Genomic DNA, 24,033 nt, shown 5'->3' on the forward strand with positions numbered 1-24,033 from the left:
CGATGGCGGCAAGCGGCTAGACCGTCGGCACGAACATCGCGCGGCGCCCCTTCTCGGCGGCCGCCGCGGCGACCTCGTCCGCGGGGCCGAACCGCATGGCGTGGGCCGGGCAGTGGTGGACGCAGGCGGCGTCCTTGCCCTCGTCCAGGCGCGAGGCGCACATGTCGCACAGGCTGGTGGGCATGGGCAGGTAGTTGTACTCCCAGCCGCCGCCCGGAAGCTCGCGCGGGCCGTCCTGCAGCAGCTTTATGCCGAACTGGCCCTGCGGCAGGCCGAGGTGCTTCTTGCAGGCCACCTCGCAGGCGTGGCAGCCCGTGCAGAACTCGTAGTCGATCAAGAGCGCGTTAGCCATAGATGGCACCTACTTTCACGTCGCCGTTGGATTCGTCGATGACCTTGGAATAGCCGCCGTGCTTGGTCACCTGCTCGCCGGGCAGAACCTCGCTGTTCTCCTCGGTGCACCGGTACACCCTGCACAGCTGGTTCGCGTACGGAGCGCCGAAACCGGTGTCGCCGTTCTCGCACTGCGGGGTAAGGTTGTTGATATTGGAGTCGAACACGCCGAAGAGGTTGGGCTCGGCCCCCTCGGTCTCGGGGAACCACCAGCCGTGCTCGGCGCGCACGACGCGGTCGTCGAGCGACGGGTTCACGTGCAGCTTCTGGCGGCAGCGGCCCCGCTGGTTCTCGATCCACGCCCAGTCGCCCTCGCTCAAACCGTGCTCGGCGGCGCTTTTGGCGCTCATCTCGAACAAGGGGTCGGGGTGCAGCTCGCGCGAGACGGTCCCCGCCTGACGATGCTCGGAATGGAAGAACTCGAAGGAGCGCGCGCCGGTGGTGAGCACCAGCGGGTACTTCTCGGCGAGCTCGGGGTTGCTCACCGGCGAGCAGCTGGGCTCCTTGAAATCGGGCAGCGGATCGTAGCCCCACAGCATCAGGTTCGTGTTGTACAGCTCGATGCGTCCGGACGGCGTGTTGAAGCCCGGCTGGCCGTCGGGGCGCAGAAGGCCCTTCTCGTGCTTGAGATACTGGAACTCGGGGTAGGACCACACCGCCTTCTGCGCTTCCTCGAAGCTCTTGTACGGCAGCTTGTCGTTGGTCTCGTACTCGAAGATATGGTTGATCCAACCGATGTTGTCGTCCCACGGGAAGTTCTCAGGATGCAGGCGCTTGCCCACCATGGTGACCAGGTCGTCGTCGGACACGCACTCCTCGTACTGGGTGACCTTGGTGAGCGTGCGGTTCGGCACCCACCAGCAGCGCTGGGAGTTTCGTTCGGGCGACATGGCGGCCGGCAGGACCAAGTCGGCGAAGGCGACGGCGGTCGGCGTCATGAACAGGTCGTTGACCACCACGAAGTCGACGCCCTTCAAAGCGCGGTAGATGCGCGGCGCGTCGGCGCCCATGTTGGCGATGGGGTTCGTGGACGTCATCCACACCATGCGGATGGGATACGGCTCGCCCGTCTCGATGGCCTGCAGCACGGAGTCGGCGTGGGCGGACGAACTGTAGCCCGCGCGACTCATCAGCGGGAACTCGGCGCCCAGGCGCTTCGCCTGAACCTCGGGCGACAGCAGGTGGTAGCCGTAGCCGTAGGACAGGTTCTGGTCGAAGGCGTTGCGGATGATGATGTTGCCGCCGGGGTTGTCGACGTTGCCCGTCACGACCCAAAGCGAGTTGACGGCGCACGCAGTGGCGGTGGCGTTGGTGGTCTGATCGAGTTTCAAACCCCATTGGATGGCGGCGGGACTGGCTTCTGCGTACATGCGGGCAGCGCCGACGATGTCCTCCGCGTCAACCCAGCACACCTCGGCGGCGCGCTCGGGCGTCCAATCGCTCACGCGCTCGGCCAGCTCGTCGAACCCGTAGCACCAGCACTCCACGAAGTCGTGGTCGTAGAGGTCCTCCGAGATGATGACGTTCAGCATGGCCATGGCCAGCGCCGCGTCGGTGCCGGGGCGCACGCGCAGCCAGTACTCGGAACGCGCGGCCAACCAGGTGAGCGACGGATCGACGGTGATCATCTTCGATCCGCGCTGCATGCAGTCGACGATCCAGCCGCCGTAGAAGTTGTCGGAGTTGGACACGACGGCGTTGCAGCCCCAGTTCACGATAACCTCGGGGCAGCGCCATCCCGTGCTCTCGTCGTAGCGCTTCTCGAACTGCTGCGAGCAGTCGGCTATCATGAAGTCGCCGTTCTGGGACGCCATGGACGCCGAGCGCGGGCAGAAGCAGGAATCGCCGGCCAAATAACCCATGGAGAAGTTCGGCGATCCGAAGGCCGCGTAGCACAGGTAGGGGATCTGGTCGCAGTTATTGCGGCCGGTGCCGATGTGGCAGACGATGGATTCCGGACCGTAGTCCGCCCAGATGGCGCGCACCTTCTCCTCGACGATGTCGAGCGCCTCTTCCCAAGTGATGCGCTCCCACTTGTTCTCGCCGCGCTCGCCGACGCGCTTCATCGGATGGCCCAAGCGAGCGGGGTTGTTCACGAACTCGGGCATTTCCAGGCAGCGCATGCAGAGCGTCCCCTGGTTGAACGGGTTGTCGGGATCGCCCTCGACCTTTTCCAGCTTGCCGTTCTTGGTGTAGTACAGAACGCCGCAGCCGTCATGGCAGCCCGGTCCCGACCAAGCGGTGGTGCGCGTGACGGTGTAGTCGCCGTCTTGCCACTGCCACTCACCTCGATGGCTCTCATAGTAGTCTTGCGACATGTGCAACTCCTCTCTTCGAACCTCTCGCCTTTAACGTCCAGATAGGTGGAAACGAACCGAAACAAGCAACGCTTTTCTAAGCGCTTCTCTTGGAAGCGCGATTCTCTGCCTCTCGAAGAGGCCCATGGTTCGGTTGTCTGGTTAGTCTTCTATGGATCCCGCGTCGATTTTCCCGTAGGCGTCGCCGTACTTCTCCATTTTGGTGCAGCCGACCAGAACGAGGTCGATCACGCCGAGGACGATGATCGCGATGGCCGTGGGCAGCAGCACGTCGATGACGGACGCCCCGCCGACAAGGCTCATGACCAGCGCCGCGATGGGCGTACCGATGAAGCAGCCGAGCTGGTGGAACGCGGTGTTGAATCCCATGGCCCGCGTTGCCGCGGCGATGGGCGTGAGGTTGGTGACCATGTCGCCCGTGCCCGGGATGATAATGGCGAAGCCCCAGTGCCCGACAAGGAAGGCAACGGCGTACAACGCCAAGTTGAACGATCCCGGCTGGGACAGCACGGCAGCTGCCACGTAGAGAACGCCCAGCACGAGGATGGAGAGGGGAAGCGTCCACTTCCCCAGCTTTTTGTAAACCGGACCGAGGGTCAAGCCGGAAGCCGCGCCCACGAGCGTCATGGCGGACAGGATCCATCCCGCGACGATGGGGTCGGCGATGACGAACGAGCAGTACAGGATGGTCGGCATGGCGAAGCCGGTCACCAATGTGAGCATGAGCATGTAGCAGAACGTGATGGGCGGGATCTTCGCCTTCACGGCCTGGCCCGTGGCCTTCGCCAGGTCCTCGGCCTGCTGGGCGTCGGTCTCGGGCTCTTTGAGCGTGAATATCACGACGACCAGCGGAATGATGCCGATCAGGTACACGAGGAAGCACGCCTGCCAGCTGATGACGGCAAGGTAGCCGCCCGCGAACTCCATGATCATGCTGCCCAGGTTGAAGCAGCACATGCCCACTCCCAGCCACGAGGCCCTCTTGTGCTCGTCGGACACGGACTTGAACACCAAGGCCTGCGCCAAGGGGTACGACCAGCCGACGGCAAAGCCGAATATGAAGCGCGAAACGAGCAGCGCCTCGAACGACGTTCCCTGAGCGATGAAGGGCCAGCAGCCCGATATCACGTAGAGGACGATCGCGGCGATGATGGACGTGCGGTACTTGATGAACTTGCCCGTCACGGCACCCGAGATGATGCCCGAGGGTATCATGCCCAGGGCCACGATGCTCACGATGTAGGCGATGTTCGCCCCGGCGTCGGGAAACGCCATCGACATCGTCGCCATACCGGCGTTGACACCTCCTTGCGAAGCCCCCAGGGCGAAGATCGCCATGATAGGCACCATGATCTTCCCGAGTCTTTCCTGAGTTTGAGTACTCATCCTACTCCCCTTTCTTCGGAGAACCCCTGCGTTGCATATGCTCCTCCTACCTGTTCGAGCTCCCTCGAACGATGAAAGTATAGGAAGGCGGCGATGCATACAAAAAATGACGATTGGGAGTAGCCGCATGCCGCTCAAGCATCAACTTCATTCCACTTTGGAATTGGCGGTATTATCCGCGTGTGTTCTAATATAGTCGAAGGAAGCGTCCTCGCTTTCAAGGGGAGGATCCGTAGAGTTCTCGTCAAGGGGGTGGGAGCTTTGGATGTCCGCATCGTCTACGAGTTCGTCGAATTGGCCAAGAACCTGAACTTCACCGAAACGGCCCGACTTCTCAACATGTCGCAGCCAACGCTGAGCAAGCACATAAACTCGCTTGAAAAAGAACTGCGCCTCTCCCTGTTCGATCGGTCGGGATCCTCGATGCGCCTGACGACCGCCGGAGCATCGCTGCTGTCGTACGCCTACAAGCTCATCGAAGCGCAGATAGCCTTCGACGAGAGGGCCAAAGAGCTGCGCGTCGCGCCGTCAGTGCATCTGTCCATCGGCGGACTCGTCAATGAAGAGATGGTAACGCGCGCTCTGAGCTGCATCCTTGCAGAACTCGGGCCCGTTTACGGGTTCAGTTTCCTCGAAACGAAGCCCTGCCGCCATCAACTGCCCCGAGAGATCCTCGAAGAAGGGGGCTGCGACGTCGTGTTCGATTACATGTCCGAGCACGACATATCGGACGACGACGAACTCGAGGTCGTGCAGCTGGGCAGCTGCCCGTGGGTGGCCCTGATGAGCAGCGGCCATCACCTGGCCCAACAGGAATCGATAGCGCTTTCGCAGCTGCAAGGCGAAACACTCATCAAAATCGAGGGATCGCACGTAAGCGATGCGTGGCGATATATAGAGAAAGCCTGCCACGCGCACGGCTTCAAGCCGAAAACGCGCAGGCATTACTCCATGAAAGAGACCGACCTGCTCACCACGGCGGCGAGCATCAGAGACGACGTGCTGATCATGGGAACCAATTTCACCAAACGCGTCGGTATGGGCATCGCCCCCTTCTGCGTGCAGGTGCCCATAACCGACGACGATGCGTTCTTCCCCATATCCGCAGTTTATCGCCTGGACAACGCCAATCCAGTCCTCGAAGAGGCCCTGGAGGTGCTTCGCGAAAGCATCGATGGAGGATAAGCGCGATCAAGGAAGCACGTCGAAGGTCCGCTGCTCGAAAGGAAGTATCCGCCATGCCCTGCTATCCCTGCTCCCACTGCAACAAATGCGGCATCTTCTCTTTGCGCTTGGATCTGCGCTGCAGCACGTGCGGCGAACCCATCCCGGCCGGAGGCAAGGCGTGCCGGAAATGCGGAACCCCGTTTCTGCACAACATGACCAGAGGAGAAATCGGCAAACCAGAAGGCGCGGCGGATTACTATTCGAACCGCTACGACCCGCCCGGCGCCTAGACGCGCGGTCGCACCAGGGCGGCGACTCGGAGAGCCGCAGCCGAAGGAAAGGGGCGCCCCGCCAGCACGCGGGGCCGTCGCCCTTTAAAAAGCGGAAGCCCGCCCTTGAACAGGCGGGCTTCCGCGACCATACGGCGAAGCGTCGCTACAGGCGCGCTTTGTAGTCGGCCAGCGCGATCTCGACGATCTCCTTGTTCCGGCAAACGGTCCACGTGGGCTCCGTGACGCTTTGCTGAACGGCCATGCCTTCCACGCCAAGCAAAACCTGCGGCTCGCCCTCATTCTCCGTCATGACCTTGACCTGAGCTTTCATAGCTCCGGGATCGAACACGTAGCGATCGATCCCCGTGTCTTCATCGTACTCATGAGAAACAACTGTAAGCATCTCACTCTCCTTACCTAGCCGATCCGCTAACCCCTCTTGCGAAAGTGTAAAACGGACGCGCAGAATAGTAGAAATGCGCATTCGTTTCGATCCGATGCCGTTTCGGAATAGCGTCAGAATCGCAATAGCGCCTCGAAACGACAATCGTAGGCGCACATGACATGGAATCGTTCTATCCAACACCCGCATACCTGCATTCCGAATCGCTATTTGGAGGATTCCTATTGCGCAACCTATAGTTTTGCAAGGGTTTCCATCATTCGAAGGAGGGAATAGGGATGAGCACTATGCAAACGAGCGGCATCAATAGGAGGAACTTTCTGAAAGGATCTGCCATCGCCGGCGGAACGTTGGCGCTCGGCTTAATGGCGGGATGCGGCAATCAAGCACAAGGATCGGAAGGATCCGGGGAGGGATCGCCCACATCCGAATTCGCGCAGGCCGGCCCGAAAACGTTCGCCGACGACTACATCGTCAACCCGGCTGCCGAATGGGAGAAGTACGCGACCGTCGAAAACAGCGGGCTCATCGAGGGCATGAACTTCAAAGACGGCACCCTGTGGTTCATCGACGTCGCCATGTCGAACATCCTCAAAGTAGAGGACGGCGAGGCCGTGGTCGTCTACCACGACGACGCCAAGAAGGCCATGCCCAACGGCGCGAAGTTCATCGACGACACCACGATGCTGATCACCGACCGCTCGCAAGGGCTGTGCACGTTCGACATCGAGACGCTCGAATACAAGGTGCTGCTCGGGGATTTCAACGGAACGCCGTTCCTGGGGCTGAACGACCTGGTTCTCGACGGGCAGGGCGGCGCCTACTTCACCGACCCCGGCCAATCGGACTACCTCGACAAGAACGGCAACGTGTACTACGTGAAGTACGATGCCGCCGAGCCCGAGATGGAGCTCTACAAAACCGGGTTCGCGTACCCCAACGGCATCACCATCTCGCCCGATGCGAACTTCCTGTACGTTGCCGAGTTCAACACGAACTCGATCCTCTGCGTTCCCTCGAAAACCTACACGGACGCGAAGGACACGCCCTACGTCGCTGCCCGGCTCTCCGGCGGCCACGGCCCCGACGGCCTGCTGACCGACGCGGACGGCAACATCTACGCAGCGCACCTCAAAGCCGGCGAAGTCGTGGTCGTGGACCCCGACGGTTGGGACATAACCACCGTGCGTCTCCCCGAAAGCGCCGGCATCTTCGTCTCGAACCTGACGATCCACGACGGCTTCCTGTACGCCTGCGAGTTCGGCCAAGGCATAATCTGGAGAATCCCCACCTCCGCCAAACAAAATGCCTTAGGCTAAGCAGAAAACTCCCCAACAACACCCTCTCACCAAGCGCAGGAAGATGGCGTCAGCCGAAAAAGGCCAGGGCCGGAGGGGCACGGGGTGCGCCGTAGATTCCGCACGAGCCGAACAGCCCTGCGGGCTGTTCGCGCGAGCCAGGACTGACCGAACGGCGCGCCCCGCGCCCCTCCGGCCCGACCAGGTTGAAACCGATCAGCCTCTAAGCCATCTTCGCCAGCCGCGCCCCATGCCAGCGCCCGAGCACCCCGTACAGCCAGTGGAACACCGCCGCCACGCCCACGGCGCACGCTACGAACAGCACGGTCATCTCCAGGGTGAACGGCACGATGCCGAACAACCCGTGCAAGAGCGTCGCCCCCAGCACGGTGCCGCCCACCACCACGACCAGGAGCGCCGTGCGTATGGGCGTGAACGGCACCGACAGGCGCACGATGAGCATGGCGCCCACCCATGCCGTGAGCAGCACGCACAGCGTGGACACCTGCCCGTAATCGAGCCCGAGAGCCAAGCGCCCCACCACGTTCACCGCCATCACGGCCAACACCGCGCACACGGCGCCGGGTATGGACTTCACGATGACGTTTTCCAGGAAGCGGCCGCGTATGCGGTCCTTGTTCGGCTCCAGCGCCAACACGAACGAGGGGATGCCGATGGTGAACGCCGAGATGAGCGTCATCTGGATGGGCTGGAACGGGTACTGCCACGGCAGCAGCACGAACAGCACGGCCAGCGACATGGACAGCAGCGTCTTCACCAAAAACAGCGACGCCGAACGCTGCAGGTTGTTGATGGAGCGCCGCCCCTCGGCCACCACCTTCGGCATGCTGGCGAAGTCGTTGTCCACCAGCACGAGCTGCGCCACGTTGCGCGCCGCGTCCGAACCGGCGGCCATGGCAACCGAGCAGTCAGCCTGCTTGAGGGCCAGCGTGTCGTTCACGCCGTCGCCCGTCATGGCCACCACATGGCCCCGTTCCTGCAGCGCGACGACGAACTGCCTCTTCTGCTCGGGCTTCACGCGGCCGAACACATGGTAGCGCTCCACCGCTTCGGCCACCTGCTCGGGCGTCTCGAGCGTCGTAGCGTCCACGTAGGCGTCGGCCCCGTCCACTCCCACCTGGGCCGCGATGCCCGCCACCGTGCGGGGGTCGTCGCCCGAGATGACGTTCACGGTGACGCCCTGGTCCTTGAAGTAGCCGATGGTCTCGGCCGCCGTGGAGCGTATCTGGTCGTGGATGGCCACGAAGCCGAGCGGCGCGGGCTCGCCCACGATGCCGCCGTCCTCGTCGAAGCCCTCCACGCGCGCCACCAGCAGCACCCGCGCCGTGGCGGAGAGCGCCGCGGCCCTCTCCTCGACGGCCGCGAACGCATCGCCCAGCACGAACTTGCCGGCGCCCATCACGTAGGCGCAGCCCTCGAAGGCCGCGCCCGACCATTTCTTGTCGGACGAGAACGGCACGACGCGCGAAGGCGCCAGCGGGTCGAACCCGCCCGCCGCGCAGTGCGCCGCCACGGCCTGCGCCGTCTCGTTCGGGTCCTCGTCGGCTGCGGCGAGCGACGCCAGCGCCCGGTGAAGCTCGGCCTCGTCGGCACCGCCCACCGCCTCTACCGAAGCCACCTCCATGGCCCCCGTGGTGATGGTGCCCGTCTTGTCCAGGCACAGCGTGTCCACGCGCGCCAGCGTCTCGATGCAGTACAGCTGCTGCACCAGCACCTTGCTCTTGGCCAGGCGGATAACCGCCACCGCCAGCACCGTGGACGTGAGCAGGATGAGCCCTTCGGGTATCATGCCCACGAGCGCGGCCACCGTGGACAGGATGGCGTTGTTGAGCTCCACCCCCTCCCCGCTGAAGAACTGCCGGGCGAACAGCAGCGCGCCCACGGGGAATATGACGACGCTCACGAACTTGATGATGCCGTTCAGGCTGTTCATGATCTCGGAGTTGACCTTTTTGTGCTGCTTGGCCTCCGCGCTGATCTTCGCCGCGTAGTTCTCGCCCCCCACGTGCACCACCCGCGCGCGCACCGTGCCCGCGTTCACGAACGAGCCGCTCATGAGCTCGGAGCCGGCCTCTTTCTTGATAAGGTTGCTCTCGCCGGTGAGCAGGCTCTCGTTCACGTCGGCCGCGCCGGACACCACCACGGCGTCGGCCGGCACCTGGTCGCCGCGGCCGAGCACGATAAGGTCGTCGCGCACGATGTCGTGCAGCGCCACCTCCACGCGCTCGCCGTCGCGCAGGACGGTGGCGTGCGAACCCGCCACGATGCTCAACCGATCGGTGGTGATCTTCGAGCGGACCTCCTGCACGATGCCGATAACCACGTTGCACGCGATGACGATCATGAAGAGCATGTTCTTGTACGAGCCGGTGATCAGCACGAACACTGCCAGAACCACGTTGATGGCGTTGAACAGCGTGCAGATGTTCTCCAGCACGATCTGCTTGACGGAGCGCGTCTTCACGTCCACGTCGGCGTTCACGTCGCCGCGCGCCACGCGCTCGGCGACCTCGGCGGCGCTCAGCCCCCTGGGTTCATCGACCATGCTGCCCTCTCGCTCTCTGCCCGGTCCGAGGATCGCGGTCCTCGGACGGAAACCCGTTTCTCGCGCTCCATTCTACGGCACCGAACGCGAAACGGCCCCCGCTTCGCCCGGAAGGGGAGCCGTTCACGCGAAACCTGCAAAACCCTCGGCGTGCGAAAACGATTCCACGCCGGACGGCAGGCGCTTGCCTACGCCTGCTGCTTCACCCGCATGGCAAGGAACAGGCACACGGCGATGATGACGATGTTGACGAGCGACGCGGGATCGAACGAGCCCTGGGCTATGGCCATGCCCAGGCCCACGAGGCCGAGGGCGAGGCCTACGATGCACAGCACGAAGAACGGCCCCACTTTGCGCGGGTTCTTCGCACCGCGCAGGCCCAGAAGCCCGATGACGAGGTCGACCACGCCTCCCAGGACGAGCGTAACGCCCAGAACGGCCGCCACGATGCCCGCCGAGGCGGTCGTGCCGTCCATGTCGATGGTTTCGCCGCCCAAAAGCGAGCCGCCCGCCGCCATGAGCACGCCGAAAACGAGCAGGATGACAGCGTAGACGATGGTGATGATCGAGATGACTTTCAAAGCCTTCTGAGAACCAGACATATCGCTTCCTTCCGAATCGATGCCGCCCGCGTATCATGCGGGCGGCATCGATTATACGATCCACGAGGAGAGCCGGATCGTCGGCGCGCAAGGTTCAACAGGTTGTTGAAAATCGCGGCCGAGCGAACGGCCCTACTTCGACTCCAACACGGGGATGGGCGTCTCGTCCGTCTCGTCCAGGTTCTTGTCCCACACGTAGTGCTTCGTCTCGCGCGCGATGAGCCCGGAGAGCATCAGCACCACGATGATGTTCGGCACGGCCATGAGCGCGTTCGTGATGTCGGAGATGGTCCACACCAAGTCGCCGATGCCGATGGCGCCCAAGAACGCCACGATCACATAGAGCACCTGGTACGGGCGGATGGCGCGCTTGCCGAACAGGTACGTGACGCAGCGGTTGCCGTAGTACGACCAACCCAGAATGGTGGTGTAGGCGAACAGGATCATACCTATGACCAGGATGGGCGTGCCGATGTAGGGGATCGAGGCGAACGCGGCGCTGGTCAGGTCGGCACCGGCCGAGATCTGGCCGGTCTCCATGATACCGGGGTTCGCCAGCATCGTGGACACGAGCACGATGCCCGTGAGCGCGCAGATGATGACGGTGTCCCAGAACGTGCCCGTCATGGACACGAGCGCCTGGCGGGCCGGGTTGCGCGTGGAGGCGGCCGACGCCACGATGGGCGCCGAGCCCAGGCCCGACTCGTTGGAGAACAAACCGCGGGCGCAACCGAACTGCAGCGCCATCATGAGGCCGGAGCCCACCGCGCCGCCGAACGCCGCCTTCGGCGTGAAGGCGCACTCGAAGATCAGGCAGATGGCGGGCCAAACGAAATCCCAGTTCATGCCGATGATCATGATGCAGCCCCACGCGTAGGCGATGGCCATGAACGGAACGAGCTTCTCGCACACCTTCGAGATGATCTTGATGCCGCCGAAGATGACCAAGGACACCATGATGACGATGGCCAGGCCGATGCCCCAGGTGGGCACGCCGGGCGCGTTCGACGTGATGATGCCGGTCATGGCGCTGGACTGAACCGCCGAGCCGATGCCGAACGAGGCGATGGCCGCGAACAGCGCGAACGCGCCCGCGCCCAAAAGACCCCACCACGGCGTCTTGCCGTCCTTCTCGAACGCGCGGCGCCACGCGTACATCGCGCCGCCCAGCATGTTGCCGTTGTGGTCCTTCACGCGGTACTTCACGGCGGCGAACGTCTCGGAGTACTTCGTGGCCATGCCGAACACGCCGGTGAGCCACATCCACAGCACCGCGCCGGGGCCGCCGGCCAGGATGGCCGTGCCCACGCCCACGATGTTGCCGGTGCCGATGGTGGCCGACAGCGCCGTGGTCAGCGCGCCGAACTGGCTGATGTCGCCGGGCGCGTCCGGGTCCTTCGTCACCGACAGCCTGATGGCGGTGGGCAGCTTGCGCTGGATGAAACCCGTGCGAAACGTTAGGAACAGGTGCGATCCCAGCAGGATCACGATCATCGGCGGCCCCCATACGAAGGCGTCGATGTCGCTGATGATCTGGACGATGTCCATGAAATCCCTCTTTCTCCCGTGAATCCCCAAACAACGGGGAAGAGCCGTTGCCGAAACCGAGTGACGAGGGGCAATCCATTTCGGCAGAAGCACTTTCCCGCACTAAAGTGCTTGGATTATAGCCACATGAAAACGTCCACTTTGTTAACAAGCGAAAAACAATCGGGCGAACGGGCGATTCTCGCACGGGCAGCGATCGCGAACGGCGAATCCGGAAACGAGGCACGAGCAGGGGGCGAATGCTCGAGGGGGCCGCTTCGCTGCGCCCCCTCGAGCATCACATGAGAAAACGGCGTCAGCAGCGTCGGCGTCCGCCCCGGCCTTCGCGCAGGCGGGATCCGGCAACGACGGCTACGACGAAAGCGAGCGCGAGCACCGCCGCGGCGGCGACGGAAGCAGTGTCGTCGCCCATGGCGGGCATGGGCTTGCCGCCCGCGGCGCCGCCGGCTCCCTCGCCTCCCGCGGCGCCGCCCTGCCCCCCGCCTTGCTCTTTTCCGAGCGAGAGATGGTAGGTGACGATGAAGCCCGCATCGACCTCCGTGCCCGCCGGGGTGCCCTGACGAACCACGCGGCCGGCCTCGACGGCATCGGAATGCTCGGGCTCGCCCGCCTCGCCCTTAAGGCCCGCCTGCTCCAGGGCCGCCAGCGCCTCGGCCTCGGTCATGCCGCCCAGGTCGGGAACGACCACCGCCTCGTGAATGGGCGGCTCGCCCATGGGGTCGGCGTACGCCTTGATGGCGAAGTTGTCGTAATCGAATATGTCGCCCTCTTCGGTCGTCTCGGCGACGGCCTTCAGCTGGGCGACCATGGCGGACCAGTCGACCCACTCGCCGTCTTCGCAGACGAAGCTCTCCCCCTCGTTCACCACCCCCACGGCGTACCGGTTGTAGTTGAGACCGGGGTTGTTTTCGTTGACGAAGTCCATGCCGTCTTTGTTGAGCGCCCGGTCGACGAGAACGCTGTACTGCCCGTCGCATTGTTGCGTCGCCACCACCGAGTAGCGTTGGCCCTGCTCGATGGGCAGGCCCTCGGCGAGCTGGATTCGATGGTACCCGCCGTACTCGTAGGTTTCGGACGCCTTTGCGAGCAGCTTGCCGTCCCGGGGGTTCGCGTACCCGTCGTTCAACAGGTACACCTCGTAGACGACCTCCGTGCCGGGCTGGGCCGTTTCGCAGGAAAGCGAGCGGACCATCTGGTGCTCGCTCGCCTCGAACACGTTCGCCATGGACACGGGATCGTCGCTCAACCGGGCCGTGACGCCCGGCGAGGGCATGAAGTCGTGCTGGTCGACGAGGTAGTATTCGGCAGGCTGTCTGTAGTTCTCGGCGTAGTAGTCGAACGACTCGGGCACGCTGATGCTCTTGTCGTAGTACGACAGGTAGAAATAGCCGCCGCCGTCGACGCCCCACCCCTTCGGGTTGCGGTGCGGGAACTCGGCGTCCTTCGATCCCCAGCTGTTCTTGACGATCCAAGCGCCATCGAACTCCGGCTGGTGCTCCGCAAGGAAGTTGCCCTTCGAGTACGCGTCGTCCCATCCGACGATGGTGACGGCATGGGTCGTCTGAGCGTCTTCGTAGGTGTACTGAGCCCAGGTTTCCGGGTTGATGTACTTCGCAGGCGCCTCCTGACCGGGCTGCGAAGAGTCGGCTGCGTACGTGATCTCCACCGCGCGGCCGGCCTGAAGCTCGCGCTTGATGGCCTGCGTTCCGCTTTCGTCGTAAACGTAGTTCCCTTCCTCGTCTCTTCCTGCGGGAGAGGGAAGGATGTTGCTCTCTTCGAGCTCTATCGCCTGAACGAAGCGCAGGTTCTCGTCGACCGACCAATCGCCTTCGGACGAATAGTAGCAATCCGCCCCGGTGGCGTCCTTGACCCTGATGTCTTCTTTGTTCCGGTAAGGAACGTCCTCCTCGTACACGGGGCCGATGCCCGACGAGAACACCGAGGTCGCCGTGAACGGCGTGCCGCCCTGGTCCAGCACGGCCCCGGATTCCCTCGACGTCGTGTGGGTGCCCTCGCCTGCCTGGGGCCCGGCGTCCTCGGGCAGCGGCGTGTACGAGAACCATGCCGTATGGAGCTCGGAAAGGTCCACCCCGCCGTCGGCTGCGGTCACGCCCAGCTCCGACATGATGCTGGTCTCGGAGGCGGCGATGGCGGCGAAGCCCCAGCAGGTTCCCCAAGGGTTCTGGAGCTTCACCGGAGTGACCAGGTTTTCGTCGCGCAGGTCGTAGCGTTCGGGAAAGCCGGCGTTCAAAGCCATGATCCCGTTGCCCTGGTAGGCGCGCACGTCGCGCAGGTCGTCCGGATTCCCGGTGGACGCGTACCGCGCCACCGCCTGCGCGCTCGCAGCGGCGAATTCGTCGACGATGCCGCCTTTGGGCGGCGTCTCGTCGGCGAAGGCTGTCATGGGGGCGAGGCTGGCCGCAAGCACGAACGCCAATGCTCCGCGCGCAAGCCTCGTCACCGGATTTGCTTTGACCAAAAGGGGCCTCCTTCTCGATTCGACTCGCGCGCAACCGCAATCTTATTGTGTACGCACGCAATAAGGTAAAAGTATAAAGAGGAGAAAAACGAAAGGCAAGGGATGCGAAGGGGCGGCGTGACATGAAATCGGCCAATAGAGGCGAATCGGCGCAGTCCGGCAAGGAGCGGGCCCTCGGGGCGGAAAGCGCGCCCTCGGCCGCCACGACGCGGCGAAGCCGGATTCGGCTGCCGGCAAGCAATCCGGCGTCGAAGCGCGCCAGGTCCCCCCTGAAACGCGAAAGCCTCTTTCTACTTCCCTTCAACCACGGGGATGGGGTCCTCGTCCACCTCGTCCAGATGGCGGTCGTACACGTAGTGGCGCGTGCCGCGGGCCACCAGGCCGCTCAGCAGCAGGATGGCCACGATGTTGGGAACGGCCATGAGCGCGTTGCCGATGTCGGACACGGTCCACATGACGTCGCCCACGCCGATGGCGCCCAAGAACGCCACGACCACGTACAGCACCTGGTACGGGCGGATGGCGCGCTTTCCGAACAGGTACGTGACGCAGCGGTTGCCGTAGTACGACCAACCCAGTATGGTGGAGTACGAGAACGCCACCATGCCCAGCACCAGGATGGGCGTGCCGATGTAGGGTATCTTCGAGAACGCGGCGCTGGCCAGCTCGGCGCCCGAGAACACCGTGGGGTTCGCCAAGATATCGGCCTGGATACCGGGATTGGCGATCATGGTGGACACGAGCACGATGCCCGTGAGCGCGCAGATGACCACCGTGGACCAGAACGTGCCAGTCATGGCCACGAGCGCCTGCTCGGCCGGGTTGCGCGTCTTGGCGGCGGCCGCGATGATGGGAGCCGAGCCCAGGCCCGACTCGTTGGAGAACAGGCCGCGCGCGCAGCCGAACTGCAGCGCCATCATGATGCCGCTTCCCACCGCGCCGCCGAACGCCGCCTTGCCGGTGAACGCGCACTGGAAGATGAGCGCGACGGCCTCCCCCACCACCGGCGCGTTGAATGCCAGGATGACCAGGCAGCCGCCCGCGTACGCCACGGCCATGACGGGCACGAGCTTCTCGCACACGTTGGAGATGCTGTGCACGCCGCCGAAGATGACCACCGACACCAGCACCACGATGGCGATGCCGATAACCCAGGTGGGAACCGGTACGTTCGACGCGATGATGCCGGTCATGGCGGACGCCTGCACCGCCGACCCCGTGCCGATGGTGGCCACGGTGGCGAACGCGGCGAACGCCACGGCGCCCAGCTTCGCCCACCAGGGCGTGCGCCCGTCCTTCTTCTTGAAGGCACGCTCCCACACGTACATGGCGCCGCCCAGCATGTTGCCGGCATGGTCGCGCACGCGGTACTTCACCGAGGCGTACACCTCCACGTACTTCGTGGCGATGCCGAACACGCCGGTGATCCACATCCAGAACACGGCTCCCGGCCCGCCCGCCAGGATGGCGGTCGCCACGCCCACGATGGAGCCCGTGCCGATGGTGGCCGCCAACGCCGTTGCCAGCGCGCCGAAGTTGGAGATGTCGCCCTTGCCCTCCGGGTCCTTGCGGAACGACATGCGGATGGCCTGCGGCAGCTTGCGCTGGATGAAGCCGGTTTTGAACGTGAGGAAGACATGCGTGCCCAGAAGGAGCACGATCATAGCCGGCCCCCAGACGAACGCGTCGATGCTGTTCAGGATTTCAAACATACGGGGCGGTATTGTACCCGACCCGGGGCCCCACGCCGCAAAACTGTTGCCGACGCACACAATTCGACGGCCGCCATCCCGGCCCGAGCCGGCAACGCCTCTCGGTTGCCATCCTGAGCATGCAACCGGAAACGCGCGGAGAGCGCGAAGCCGCTAGGTCTCGGCGCCTATCTTGCGCCAGAAGCGCCTGACGGACTGCAGGGGTATGGCCTCGATGGAGCCCTTCGGCGTGCGGACCACCACGTCGTCCCCTTCCACGGACACCACGGTGCGCACCGTCCTGCCGTACTCGCTGCGCAGGATGTCCCCCGGCGCGAGCTCGGCGTCGGCCAGGGGGGATGCGTCGGTAACGGGAACGAACATGCAATCACCTATTCTATACACAATCAAGAATATATATGTTCCAGATTAATATGGCCCCGAGGGCAAATCAAGCCCTCGGGGCGCATGTTTCATAGAAAAGTTGACGTTTCGGCTATTCGTTGCATCCTGCAAGGCCCTCGCGCACCGACAAGCGTGTCGCGGAACCCCTTCCCCCCGTTCGGCGGAGATCGAAACCCGATCCCCGCCGGAGAGGCCTTGGCTTTGCTTATCGCAGCTCCACCTCGATCACGTCCCCCACCGCCGGGGGCTCGATGCCGGGGCCGGAGGGCAGCAGGTAGTAGGCGTTGGCAGCCTGGGCCTCGACCGACCCCGGCCGGCCGGCCAGAGGCGCGGCTTCCAACACGCCGTCGGCGCCCACGGACAGGCTCAGCATCTTGACGCCGAAGAACTCGGGTTCCCCGGGACCCGCGGACGCGGCGCGCGCGGGCGGATGCTCGAGCGGGCGCGCCTCGCCGGGCAGCGGCTCGCCCGGCTCGGGCTTGGGGGCCGAGCCGGGGCCGCCCTGCGGGAACGGAGCCGCCAGGCGCGCCGGGATGCGCGGAACCTCGGGCTCGAGGCCCAGGAACGTGCGCATGAGCGGGCGCAGGTAGAAGTTCAGCGTGAACGAAGCCCCGCCCGAGGGGCCGGAGATGCCCACGATGGGCACGCCGTCCACCAGCGCGTACGAGCTGTGATGGCCGGGGCCGTGGTTCGTCTGGTGGCAGATGATGTCGCCCAGCTCCTCCATCACCTCGCACGACCAGTCGTCGGACCCCTTGGACGATCCGGCGTTCAGCACCACGATGTCGGCCACCTCGCAGGCGCGCTCGATGGCCTGCCGGATGGCGTCCCGCGCGTCGCGCACGATGCCGAACGGCACGAACTCACCGCCCCACGCTTCCACCTTGGCGCGCACGAGAATGCTGTTCGTCTCGAAGTTCTTGCCTCGCGCCGCGAACGCCTCCGGCTTGTCGGGGTTGAACGGCACACCGGGCGGCACCAGCTCGTTGCCGGTGGGGATGAAGGCCACGCGCGGCTTGCGAACCACGGGCACGACGGCGTTGTTGCCGCTCGCGATGCGCGCCGCCAGATCGGGCGTGACGAGCGAGCCGGCCTCGGCGATGACGTCGAGGCGCTTCATCTGGCCGCCCGCCGGACGCGTGCCGGCGAATCGGCGCGACGGCGCGGCGTCGACGGCCACGCGCCGCTCGTCGTCCGACACCCGCACGTGCTCCACCACGATGGCGGCGTCGAAGCCCTCCGGCATGGCCACGCCCGTGTTGGCGAACTCCCAGTCCGTACCGCGCACCCAAGCCGACGTGTCGGGCAGCGCGCCCGGCTCGAGCCCCTCGAAGTCCCGCCAGTGCACGGCGATGGAATCCATACCGCAGGTCAGGCAGCTGGGAACGTCGCACTGGGCGCGCACGTCGTAGGCCAGCACGCGGCCCACGGCATCGGCGACGGGCACCGTCTCGGCGAGCTTGCGTCCGATTTCGCGCCGATGGCCCTCGGCGTCCTGCGGCCCGTCGGCCGCGACGTCGCCCCAGCCGAAGCCGTCGCCCAAACGCGCGAGCATCTGCTCGACGGCCTGCTCGCGCGTCAGTTGGATGTGGTTCGAATGGTCTCTCATGAATCCTCTTTCCCTTGCTCCCACGTGGGCGGCGCGATCTCCCGCAGCGCGCTCCGCACCGACGAAGCACACTATATCCCAATGGGAATAATATACACCATGATGATCCGACCTCGAGGACAATATAGAGGGAAACCTCGTGCATGCCGGCTAACGATCAAGCGTCGCAATAGGCGGTTTTCCAAAAAACCTATTCCCGATCAAAATTATACTTGACTAAGAATAAATTAGGCGTTAAGATAATCATCGAGCAAGGATCGACCCCGACGTTTCTCCTCTCTCTCGTCGATTCTCCTCTCACTCGTCTGCGTCGAGGCCGCCTCCCCCTAGCGGCCTCGACCGCGTTTTGCGTTGCTTTCACGAAACGGCTAGGCGAAAGCCCGCCTATCTCGGCGATTTCTTTCCACTCGCCCGCAGCAGCCGCTTCCGCGCCCCCTGACTTTCCGGCCCTCCACCCCGCCGCCCTCTCTCGCTCCACAGTTCTGCCAAACTGTCCGGCTTTGCCGAACACCATGGTTGCGCGACGGTGCCGAGGCGGCTACAATGGGCCCCGATGGATTCTGTTTCAGGGCGAGGTGAAATTCCTCACTGGCGGTAATCGGACAGCCGGCGTTCGCGCCGAGCCAAGCCGAGAGTCCGCGACCCTGCGAAGGCGCGTCCCGCTCGGCCCCGCGTCGAACGAGCACCCGACCAGGCTGACACCGGTGAAACTCCGGGACCAACGGTTAAAGTCCGGATGGAAGAGGCAGACGTCGCAAGCTGCGACCGCGTCCCCGCGACCGGTCGGATCCCTGCGAATCACAAGCCCGTATGACAGGAGTGGAATTCATACGGGCTTGTTTCTTTTTCTGCGAGGCTGGAAACGAACCCGATAGATCCGAGCCTCGCGGGAAGAAGGTGCCGACATGGCAGAGAACGCGCAGAACCTCGAATTCACGAACACGAACAAATGGGACACCCGGCAGCTGGTGACGATGGCGCTCATGTGCGCCATCGCGGCGCTGCTGTCGTTCATCCAGATCCCGCTCATACCCGGCGTGACGTTCCTCACCTACGACCCCTCGCTCATGCCGGCCATGGTGTGCGGCTTCGCCTTCGGGCCGGGCGCGGGCATCGCGGTGGGCGCCATCGCGGCGGTCATCCACGGGCTCATCCTGGGCGAATGGGTGGGCTCACTCATGAACATCGTGGCCACCCTGTGCTTCGTGTGGCCGGCGGCGGCCATCTACCGCCGCAAGCGCACGTTCAAGCGCGGCGTGGTCGGCCTGGCGGTGGGCGTGCTGGCCGCCACGGCGGGCGCCGTCGTCGCCAACCTCACCATCGGCGTGCTGTTCTGGTACGGCAGCGTCGACGTCATCCTGCCCATGCTGCTGCCGGCCATCCTGCCGTTCAACCTGGTGAAGGGCGTGGTGAACGCCGTGCTCACCCTGATTGTGTACAAGGCTGTGTCCAACCTGATAACCCCGAAGAAGGCCCAGGTCAAAGGACACTAGAGCCACAGCCTGAACCGATTGCGACCCGTACGCGGGCAGTGAGGAAGCGCACGTTATGATCGACTGCACGGACATCGAGTTCACCTACGACGGCGAGCGCCTCGCGCTCGCCGGGGTCGACCTCCAAGTGGAGGCGGGCGAGTTCGTCTGCATCCTGGGCGGCAACGGCAGCGGCAAGAGCACGCTGGCGAAGCATTTGAACGCGCTGCTGCTGCCCGACAAGGGCAGCGTGACGGTGGACGGCTACAGCACCGCCGATCCCCGCAGCGTCTACCGCATACGCTCCACCGCCGGCATGGTGTTCCAGAACCCCGACGACCAGCTGGTGGCGTCGCTCGTGGAGGACGACGTGGCGTTCGGCCCGGAGAACCTGGGCGTTGAAACCGCCGAACTGGTCCGACGCGTGGAAGACTCCCTTCGACAGGTGGGCCTCGTCGGGTTCGAGACGCACGAGACGCATGCGCTGTCGGGCGGGCAGAAGCAGCGCGTGGCCATCGCGGGCGTGCTTGCGATGCAGCCGAAGGTGCTTGTCTTGGACGAGGCGTCGGCCATGCTCGACCCGCGCGGGCGCAAAGGGCTCATGCGCGTGTGCAAGGAGCTCAACGCCCAGGGCATGGCCGTGGTCATGATCACCCACTTCATGGAGGAGGCCGCCGAGGCCGACCGCGTGGTGGTGCTCGACCACGGCAAGGTGGCATGCCAAGGCGCGCCCCAGGACGTGCTCGTGCGCACCGACGTGCTGGCGAACCTCAACCTTGAAGTTCCCTTCGCCTGCGACCTGTCGCTCAAGCTGCAAGGGCTGGGCCTGGATGTTCCCACCTGCGTGAAGGAAGCCCAGCTCGTCGATGCCGTGACGGCCGCGATCGGCGAGGGGAGTTTCCCCTCCGTCATCCTGAGCGAAGCGACCGAAGGGAGCGCAGTCGAAGGATCCCGTGCGGCGCCAGCCGTGACGTTCCCTGCTAACGCCGCACGGGATCCTTCGACTCCGTGCCTGCGGCACTCCGCTCAGGATGACAACTCGGACGACGTCGCGATAGCGTTCGAGAGCGTGTCCTTCACCTACAGCCCCTCCAAGGGCAAGCGCAAACGCGGCAAGCGGGCGAAGGCCGAAGCCGAGGGGGGCAAGCGGGCCGATTGGGGCAACGACCCCGACGCCGTGTGGGCCCTGCACGACATAAGCTTCTCCGTCCGGCGCGGGGAGTTCTTCGGCATCGCCGGGCACACGGGGTCGGGCAAATCGACCCTCATCCAGCACATGAACGGCATCCTGCACCCCACCTGCGGGCGCGTGCTGGTGGAGGGGCGCGACGTGGCCGACAAGGCCCAGGCCGCCAGCGTGCGCGCCGACGTGGGCGTGGTGTTCCAGTACCCCGAGCACCAGCTGTTCGCCGACACCGTGTACAACGACGTGGCGTTCGGCCCCCGCAACCTGAAGCTCTCCGACGACGAGGTGGACGCGCGCGTGCGTGAGTCGCTCGAGCTCGTGCGGCTCGACTTCGACGAGGTGCAGGGCCTGAGCCCCTTCGAGCTCTCGGGCGGCCAGCAGCGCCGCGTGGCGTTCGCGGGCGTGCTGGCCATGCGCCCGGGCATCCTCGTGCTGGACGAGCCCGTGGCCGGCCTCGACCCGGCGGCGCGGCGCGACTTCCTGGCCCTCATCGCCCACCTGCACGAGCAGGGCCGCACGGTGGTCATGATCTCGCACAGCATGGACGACCTGGCCGAGCGCTGCGACCGCGTGCTCGTGCTGAACGAGGGGGAGACGTTCGAGGTGGGCACGCCGGGCGACGTGTTCCTGCGCGCCGGCGAGCTCAACGGCATCGGGCTGGGCATTCCCGCCGCGCAGCGCGTGGCGAACAGTTTGCGCGAACGGGGCCTTCCCCTCCCCGCAGGCGTCCTGTTCGACAGCGGGTCGCTGGCGCGCGCCCTCGTCGATCTGGCGGACGACGCGGCGGCGGACGGTCGCGGCTCCGGGAGCGGCGCGGAGGCCGGCGGCCCCGGCAATCCGTCCGCCGTCGGCGGCGCGGCGGGCGGCCTCGAAAGCGGCGGCTCCGAAGGCGGCGCGCGATGAACGTGTTCTCCTTCGGCAGTTACTATCCGGGGACGAGCCCCCTGCACCGCATGGATCCGCGTGCGAAGCTGCTGCTGGGCATCGTCTTCATCGTCGTGGCGCTCGCCGCCCACCACGCCGCCGCGCTCGGCGTGGTGGCCGTGTTCGTGGCGGGCTTCTACCTGCTGTCGCGCATCCCTTTGAAAAACGCGGCGAAGTCGCTCGCCCCCCTGCTGTTCATCGTGGTGGTGGCCTCGCTGCTGAACCTGTTCGTGGTGCAGGGAGGGCCCGTGATATTCGAATGGGCGTTCATCCGCATCTCGGAAGGGGGCGTGCAGTCGTGCCTGACCATCGCCGCGCGCCTCGTGCTCATCCTGCTGGGCATGAGCCTGGTCACCATGACCACCATGACGCTCGATCTGACCGAGGCGCTCGAGAGGCTGCTTTCCCCCTTCGCCCGCTTCGGGCTGCCCGCCCACGAACTGGGCATGATCATGGGCATCGCGCTGCGGTTCCTGCCGCAGTTCGCAAGCGAGCTCGTGACCATCTACCATGCCCAGGTCAGCCGCGGCGCCGCGCTGGCGAGCAGCCCCGTGAAGGGCATGCGCATGCTGTCTTCGCTCATGGTCCCCCTGTTCACCAGCGCGTTTCGCCATGCGGAGACGCTTTCCGCCGCCATGGACGCGCGCTGCTACCACGGCGGCGCGGGGCGGACCCGCCTGCACCCCCTGAAGTTCTCGGTGCGCGACGGCGCGGCCGTGGCCGTGCTGGCCGTGCTGGCCGCGTGCGTGGGCGCGGCGGACGTGCTGTTTTAGACCGAAAAGCCCACGGAGACGAACAACGACGATCCCGACAGACAGGAGCCCTCATGACCGGAACCGAAACCGTACTCCAGTATCTCTCAGCCGTGCCCGCCTGGTACCTGGCCACCAGCGTGGACGACCAGCCCCATGTGCGCCCGTTCAGCTTCGCCGCCGAGCAGGACGGCAAGATATGGTTCTGCACCGCCACCACGAAGGACGTGTGGGAGGAGCTCACGATCAACCGGCGCTTCGAGGCCACTTCCTGGTGGCCCGGCCACGGCTGGCTCATCCTGCGCGGAGAGGCGGGGCTCGAAGACCGGGTTGGCGACGACATTCGCCGGGCGGGCTACGACCATATGACCGGGCTGGGCGAGCGCTACGAGGGGCCGGACGACCCCACGCTCGTGTTCTTCTCCGTCGAGAACCCGCAGGCATGGATATGCAACCACGACGAGTGGAAGCCCCTGGCCCTCTAGGACGTCCGCACGACGGCCTAGCCCCGCCTCTCGCCGAACAGCTCCCCCACGCTCGCGCCCAAACCGTCGGCTATGCGTTTGAGCACGTCAACGGTGGGGTTGGCGGTGCCGCGCTCGATAGCTGCAAGATAGGGCCTGCTCACGCCCACCATGAGCGCGAACGTGGTCTTCGACACACCGGCCCGCGTGCGCAATTCCGCAATATTCGCGCCAAGTTGGGCTTTCAGTGTATTATTCTCCATGCTGGAAAAGGCTAGTATCGAGCCATGGAGATAACGTAAACTATAGTTTACAGCACACGGATAATACAACTGGCCGGTTGGTCATAGATTATCTTTCCGATCGGATATTGAGATACGGGGTTGACGATGGTGCACGAGGAGTACGTACGGCAGATGGGAGCGGTAAAAACCGCGGCAGCCCGCATATTCGACCTGGCGGAAACCGAGGAAGAGGTCTGCCGCCTCGAGAAGGCCATCAACCACGAGATCATGTACCTTGCGGCCATCGCCCAGTCCGAACTGGTGAAGCCCGCAGACGGCTGGGACCAGTTCGGCCGCTGATTCGCTCCGAGAGCGCCGTCGCGCGCCGAACGCGCCGCATCGGGCCGCGCCGTGTGATGGCGCGACGTGCGCGGTCACCGCACCGTCGCACGGCGCCCGCGCACGTCGCTAGTCGCTAGTCGGCGAAATCGTAAAGGTCCTTCGTGGCCTGGCGGAAATCGGCGTACACCTCGGCCGCCACGCCCTCGTCCTCCACGAGCTCGAAGGCGGAAGGCTGGCCGTCGTCGTCCAGCTCCGTCACCTCCAAGAGCACGACTTCGCCCGACGACCCCGCCGGCTCGTCTTCCGACACGGGGAAGAAGAAGCCGTAGCGCCGGTCGTTGTGCAGCACGAGCCCCAAGAACTCCAGAACGGCGTCGTCGCCGTTCTCGTCGACGAACTCGAGCGTCACGCCCTCCTCGATCGGCGGGCAGAAATTCGGGGCGCTTCCCTCGCGCATGCGCGTCTCCTTCCTCGCGGGACCCCGCGCGCCCATCGCGGCGCGGGTCCTTGTTTTCCCTGAGCAGCATAGCAT

The 24,033-nt window shown here is 65.0% G+C and carries 21 protein-coding genes and 1 riboswitch; of the genes, 8 read left to right on the forward strand and 13 right to left on the reverse strand.

What is annotated here, in order from left to right; translation table 11 throughout:
- Nucleotides 1–16 precede the first annotated feature (16 nt).
- From C1878_RS05465 to C1878_RS05475, 3 genes are all read right to left on the reverse strand, one after another.
- Nucleotides 17–352: a 4Fe-4S dicluster domain-containing protein gene (locus C1878_RS05465; protein WP_114600679.1), complete on the reverse strand. Its 336-nt coding sequence runs from the start codon at nucleotides 350–352 to the stop codon at nucleotides 17–19.
- The gene (locus tag C1878_RS05470; RefSeq protein WP_114600680.1) at nucleotides 345–2,711 is read right to left on the reverse strand and encodes a molybdopterin-dependent oxidoreductase; all 2,367 of its coding nucleotides are present in this window, start codon (nucleotides 2,709–2,711) and stop codon (nucleotides 345–347) included. Before C1878_RS05470 ends, C1878_RS05465 begins: the two co-directional genes overlap by 8 nt.
- 141 nt (nucleotides 2,712–2,852) lie before the next feature.
- Nucleotides 2,853–4,097 (reverse strand): MFS transporter, encoded by a 1,245-nt coding sequence (locus C1878_RS05475; RefSeq protein ID WP_158539732.1) that lies wholly within the window; start codon nucleotides 4,095–4,097, stop codon nucleotides 2,853–2,855.
- Between the two features lie 261 nt (nucleotides 4,098–4,358).
- On the opposite strand from C1878_RS05475, the gene C1878_RS05480 reads away from it, so the two are divergent.
- The gene (locus tag C1878_RS05480; RefSeq protein ID WP_147272912.1) at nucleotides 4,359–5,282 is read left to right on the forward strand and encodes a LysR family transcriptional regulator; all 924 of its coding nucleotides are present in this window, start codon (nucleotides 4,359–4,361) and stop codon (nucleotides 5,280–5,282) included.
- 53 nt (nucleotides 5,283–5,335) lie between these two features.
- Nucleotides 5,336–5,554, forward strand: coding sequence for a hypothetical protein (locus tag C1878_RS05485; protein ID WP_114600683.1), 219 nt, complete (start codon nucleotides 5,336–5,338; stop codon nucleotides 5,552–5,554).
- 145 nt (nucleotides 5,555–5,699) lie between these two features.
- Here C1878_RS05485 and C1878_RS05490 read toward each other — a convergent pair whose 3' ends face one another.
- Nucleotides 5,700–5,939 carry a hypothetical protein gene (locus C1878_RS05490; protein ID WP_114600684.1) on the reverse strand — a complete coding sequence of 80 codons (240 nt, stop codon included), beginning with the start codon at nucleotides 5,937–5,939 and terminating at the stop codon, nucleotides 5,700–5,702.
- 278 nt (nucleotides 5,940–6,217) lie between these two features.
- Between C1878_RS05490 and C1878_RS05495 the strand changes: the two genes are divergently transcribed.
- Nucleotides 6,218–7,258: an SMP-30/gluconolactonase/LRE family protein gene (locus C1878_RS05495; protein ID WP_114600783.1), complete on the forward strand. Its 1,041-nt coding sequence runs from the start codon at nucleotides 6,218–6,220 to the stop codon at nucleotides 7,256–7,258.
- A gap of 202 nt (nucleotides 7,259–7,460) precedes the next feature.
- Here the strand turns inward: C1878_RS05495 and C1878_RS05500 are convergent, their stop codons facing one another.
- The 7 genes from C1878_RS05500 to C1878_RS05530 all read right to left on the reverse strand — a co-directional run bounded on the left by C1878_RS05500 (nucleotide 7,461) and on the right by C1878_RS05530 (nucleotide 18,137).
- A complete protein-coding gene (locus C1878_RS05500; RefSeq protein ID WP_114600685.1) occupies nucleotides 7,461–9,803 on the reverse strand; it encodes an HAD-IC family P-type ATPase in 2,343 nt (780 codons plus the stop codon).
- A gap of 188 nt (nucleotides 9,804–9,991) precedes the next feature.
- Nucleotides 9,992–10,405 (reverse strand): hypothetical protein, encoded by a 414-nt coding sequence (locus C1878_RS05505; protein ID WP_114600686.1) that lies wholly within the window; start codon nucleotides 10,403–10,405, stop codon nucleotides 9,992–9,994.
- A 132-nt stretch (nucleotides 10,406–10,537) separates the two neighbouring features.
- Nucleotides 10,538–11,953, reverse strand: coding sequence for a sodium:alanine symporter family protein (locus tag C1878_RS05510; RefSeq protein ID WP_114600687.1), 1,416 nt, complete (start codon nucleotides 11,951–11,953; stop codon nucleotides 10,538–10,540).
- Nucleotides 11,954–12,248: 295 nt separating this feature from the next.
- Nucleotides 12,249–14,432: a lectin like domain-containing protein gene (locus tag C1878_RS05515; RefSeq protein WP_114600688.1), complete on the reverse strand. Its 2,184-nt coding sequence runs from the start codon at nucleotides 14,430–14,432 to the stop codon at nucleotides 12,249–12,251.
- Nucleotides 14,433–14,722: 290 nt separating this feature from the next.
- A complete protein-coding gene (locus tag C1878_RS05520; RefSeq protein WP_114600689.1) occupies nucleotides 14,723–16,144 on the reverse strand; it encodes a sodium:alanine symporter family protein in 1,422 nt (473 codons plus the stop codon).
- A 153-nt stretch (nucleotides 16,145–16,297) separates the two neighbouring features.
- Nucleotides 16,298–16,507, reverse strand: coding sequence for a hypothetical protein (locus tag C1878_RS05525; RefSeq protein WP_114600690.1), 210 nt, complete (start codon nucleotides 16,505–16,507; stop codon nucleotides 16,298–16,300).
- Nucleotides 16,508–16,733: 226 nt separating this feature from the next.
- Nucleotides 16,734–18,137 (reverse strand): molybdopterin-binding protein, encoded by a 1,404-nt coding sequence (locus C1878_RS05530; protein WP_114600691.1) that lies wholly within the window; start codon nucleotides 18,135–18,137, stop codon nucleotides 16,734–16,736.
- 557 nt (nucleotides 18,138–18,694) lie between these two features.
- Nucleotides 18,695–18,889, forward strand: a riboswitch (FMN riboswitch).
- 153 nt (nucleotides 18,890–19,042) lie between these two features.
- Here C1878_RS05530 and C1878_RS05535 point away from each other — a divergent pair.
- From C1878_RS05535 to C1878_RS05550, 4 genes are read left to right on the forward strand one after another with little or no spacing between them, the layout of a single operon-like run.
- The gene (locus C1878_RS05535; RefSeq protein ID WP_114600692.1) at nucleotides 19,043–19,630 is read left to right on the forward strand and encodes an ECF transporter S component; all 588 of its coding nucleotides are present in this window, start codon (nucleotides 19,043–19,045) and stop codon (nucleotides 19,628–19,630) included.
- A 55-nt stretch (nucleotides 19,631–19,685) separates the two neighbouring features.
- A complete protein-coding gene (locus tag C1878_RS05540; RefSeq protein ID WP_114600693.1) occupies nucleotides 19,686–21,698 on the forward strand; it encodes an energy-coupling factor transporter ATPase in 2,013 nt (670 codons plus the stop codon).
- On the forward strand, nucleotides 21,695–22,492 hold the full coding sequence (locus C1878_RS05545; protein ID WP_114600694.1) for an energy-coupling factor transporter transmembrane protein EcfT: 798 nt from the start codon (nucleotides 21,695–21,697) through the stop codon (nucleotides 22,490–22,492). The genes C1878_RS05540 and C1878_RS05545 overlap by 4 nt, the downstream gene beginning before the upstream one ends.
- A gap of 53 nt (nucleotides 22,493–22,545) precedes the next feature.
- Nucleotides 22,546–22,956, forward strand: coding sequence for a pyridoxamine 5'-phosphate oxidase family protein (locus C1878_RS05550; protein ID WP_114600695.1), 411 nt, complete (start codon nucleotides 22,546–22,548; stop codon nucleotides 22,954–22,956).
- A gap of 17 nt (nucleotides 22,957–22,973) precedes the next feature.
- On the opposite strand, the gene C1878_RS05555 is transcribed toward C1878_RS05550, so the two are convergent.
- Nucleotides 22,974–23,198: a helix-turn-helix domain-containing protein gene (locus C1878_RS05555; RefSeq protein WP_114600696.1), complete on the reverse strand. Its 225-nt coding sequence runs from the start codon at nucleotides 23,196–23,198 to the stop codon at nucleotides 22,974–22,976.
- A gap of 153 nt (nucleotides 23,199–23,351) precedes the next feature.
- Here C1878_RS05555 and C1878_RS05560 point away from each other — a divergent pair, with 153 nt between their 5' ends.
- The gene (locus C1878_RS05560) at nucleotides 23,352–23,519 is read left to right on the forward strand and encodes a hypothetical protein (RefSeq protein WP_241963620.1); all 168 of its coding nucleotides are present in this window, start codon (nucleotides 23,352–23,354) and stop codon (nucleotides 23,517–23,519) included.
- A gap of 115 nt (nucleotides 23,520–23,634) precedes the next feature.
- Here C1878_RS05560 and C1878_RS05565 read toward each other — a convergent pair whose 3' ends face one another.
- On the reverse strand, nucleotides 23,635–23,958 hold the full coding sequence (locus tag C1878_RS05565; protein ID WP_114600784.1) for a DUF1292 domain-containing protein: 324 nt from the start codon (nucleotides 23,956–23,958) through the stop codon (nucleotides 23,635–23,637).
- Between the last annotated feature and the right edge of the window lie 75 nt (nucleotides 23,959–24,033).

The organism is Gordonibacter sp. 28C (genome assembly GCF_003339845.1).
In the GTDB taxonomy this organism is placed as follows: Bacteria; Actinomycetota; Coriobacteriia; order Coriobacteriales; family Eggerthellaceae; genus Gordonibacter.

What these genes read in the sequence shown, in the direction of transcription:
- C1878_RS05510 (WP_114600687.1), bottom strand. Translation starts at nt 11,953, where the DNA reads ATGGACATCGTCCAGATCATCAGCGACATCGACGCCTTCGTATGGGGG.
- C1878_RS05555 (WP_114600696.1), bottom strand. Translation starts at nt 23,198, where the DNA reads ATGGAGAATAATACACTGAAAGCCCAACTTGGCGCGAATATTGCGGAA.
- C1878_RS05530 (WP_114600691.1), bottom strand. Translation starts at nt 18,137, where the DNA reads ATGAGAGACCATTCGAACCACATCCAACTGACGCGCGAGCAGGCCGTC.
- C1878_RS05475 (WP_158539732.1), bottom strand. Translation starts at nt 4,097, where the DNA reads ATGAGTACTCAAACTCAGGAAAGACTCGGGAAGATCATGGTGCCTATC.
- C1878_RS05470 (WP_114600680.1), bottom strand. Translation starts at nt 2,711, where the DNA reads ATGTCGCAAGACTACTATGAGAGCCATCGAGGTGAGTGGCAGTGGCAA.
- C1878_RS05485 (WP_114600683.1), top strand. Translation starts at nt 5,336, where the DNA reads ATGCCCTGCTATCCCTGCTCCCACTGCAACAAATGCGGCATCTTCTCT.
- C1878_RS05565 (WP_114600784.1), bottom strand. Translation starts at nt 23,958, where the DNA reads ATGCGCGAGGGAAGCGCCCCGAATTTCTGCCCGCCGATCGAGGAGGGC.
- C1878_RS05505 (WP_114600686.1), bottom strand. Translation starts at nt 10,405, where the DNA reads ATGTCTGGTTCTCAGAAGGCTTTGAAAGTCATCTCGATCATCACCATC.
- C1878_RS05525 (WP_114600690.1), bottom strand. Translation starts at nt 16,507, where the DNA reads ATGTTCGTTCCCGTTACCGACGCATCCCCCCTGGCCGACGCCGAGCTC.
- C1878_RS05550 (WP_114600695.1), top strand. Translation starts at nt 22,546, where the DNA reads ATGACCGGAACCGAAACCGTACTCCAGTATCTCTCAGCCGTGCCCGCC.
- C1878_RS05560 (WP_241963620.1), top strand. Translation starts at nt 23,352, where the DNA reads ATGGGAGCGGTAAAAACCGCGGCAGCCCGCATATTCGACCTGGCGGAA.
- C1878_RS05545 (WP_114600694.1), top strand. Translation starts at nt 21,695, where the DNA reads ATGAACGTGTTCTCCTTCGGCAGTTACTATCCGGGGACGAGCCCCCTG.
- C1878_RS05535 (WP_114600692.1), top strand. Translation starts at nt 19,043, where the DNA reads ATGGCAGAGAACGCGCAGAACCTCGAATTCACGAACACGAACAAATGG.
- C1878_RS05490 (WP_114600684.1), bottom strand. Translation starts at nt 5,939, where the DNA reads ATGCTTACAGTTGTTTCTCATGAGTACGATGAAGACACGGGGATCGAT.
- C1878_RS05540 (WP_114600693.1), top strand. Translation starts at nt 19,686, where the DNA reads ATGATCGACTGCACGGACATCGAGTTCACCTACGACGGCGAGCGCCTC.
- C1878_RS05520 (WP_114600689.1), bottom strand. Translation starts at nt 16,144, where the DNA reads ATGTTTGAAATCCTGAACAGCATCGACGCGTTCGTCTGGGGGCCGGCT.
- C1878_RS05495 (WP_114600783.1), top strand. Translation starts at nt 6,218, where the DNA reads ATGAGCACTATGCAAACGAGCGGCATCAATAGGAGGAACTTTCTGAAA.
- C1878_RS05500 (WP_114600685.1), bottom strand. Translation starts at nt 9,803, where the DNA reads ATGGTCGATGAACCCAGGGGGCTGAGCGCCGCCGAGGTCGCCGAGCGC.
- C1878_RS05465 (WP_114600679.1), bottom strand. Translation starts at nt 352, where the DNA reads ATGGCTAACGCGCTCTTGATCGACTACGAGTTCTGCACGGGCTGCCAC.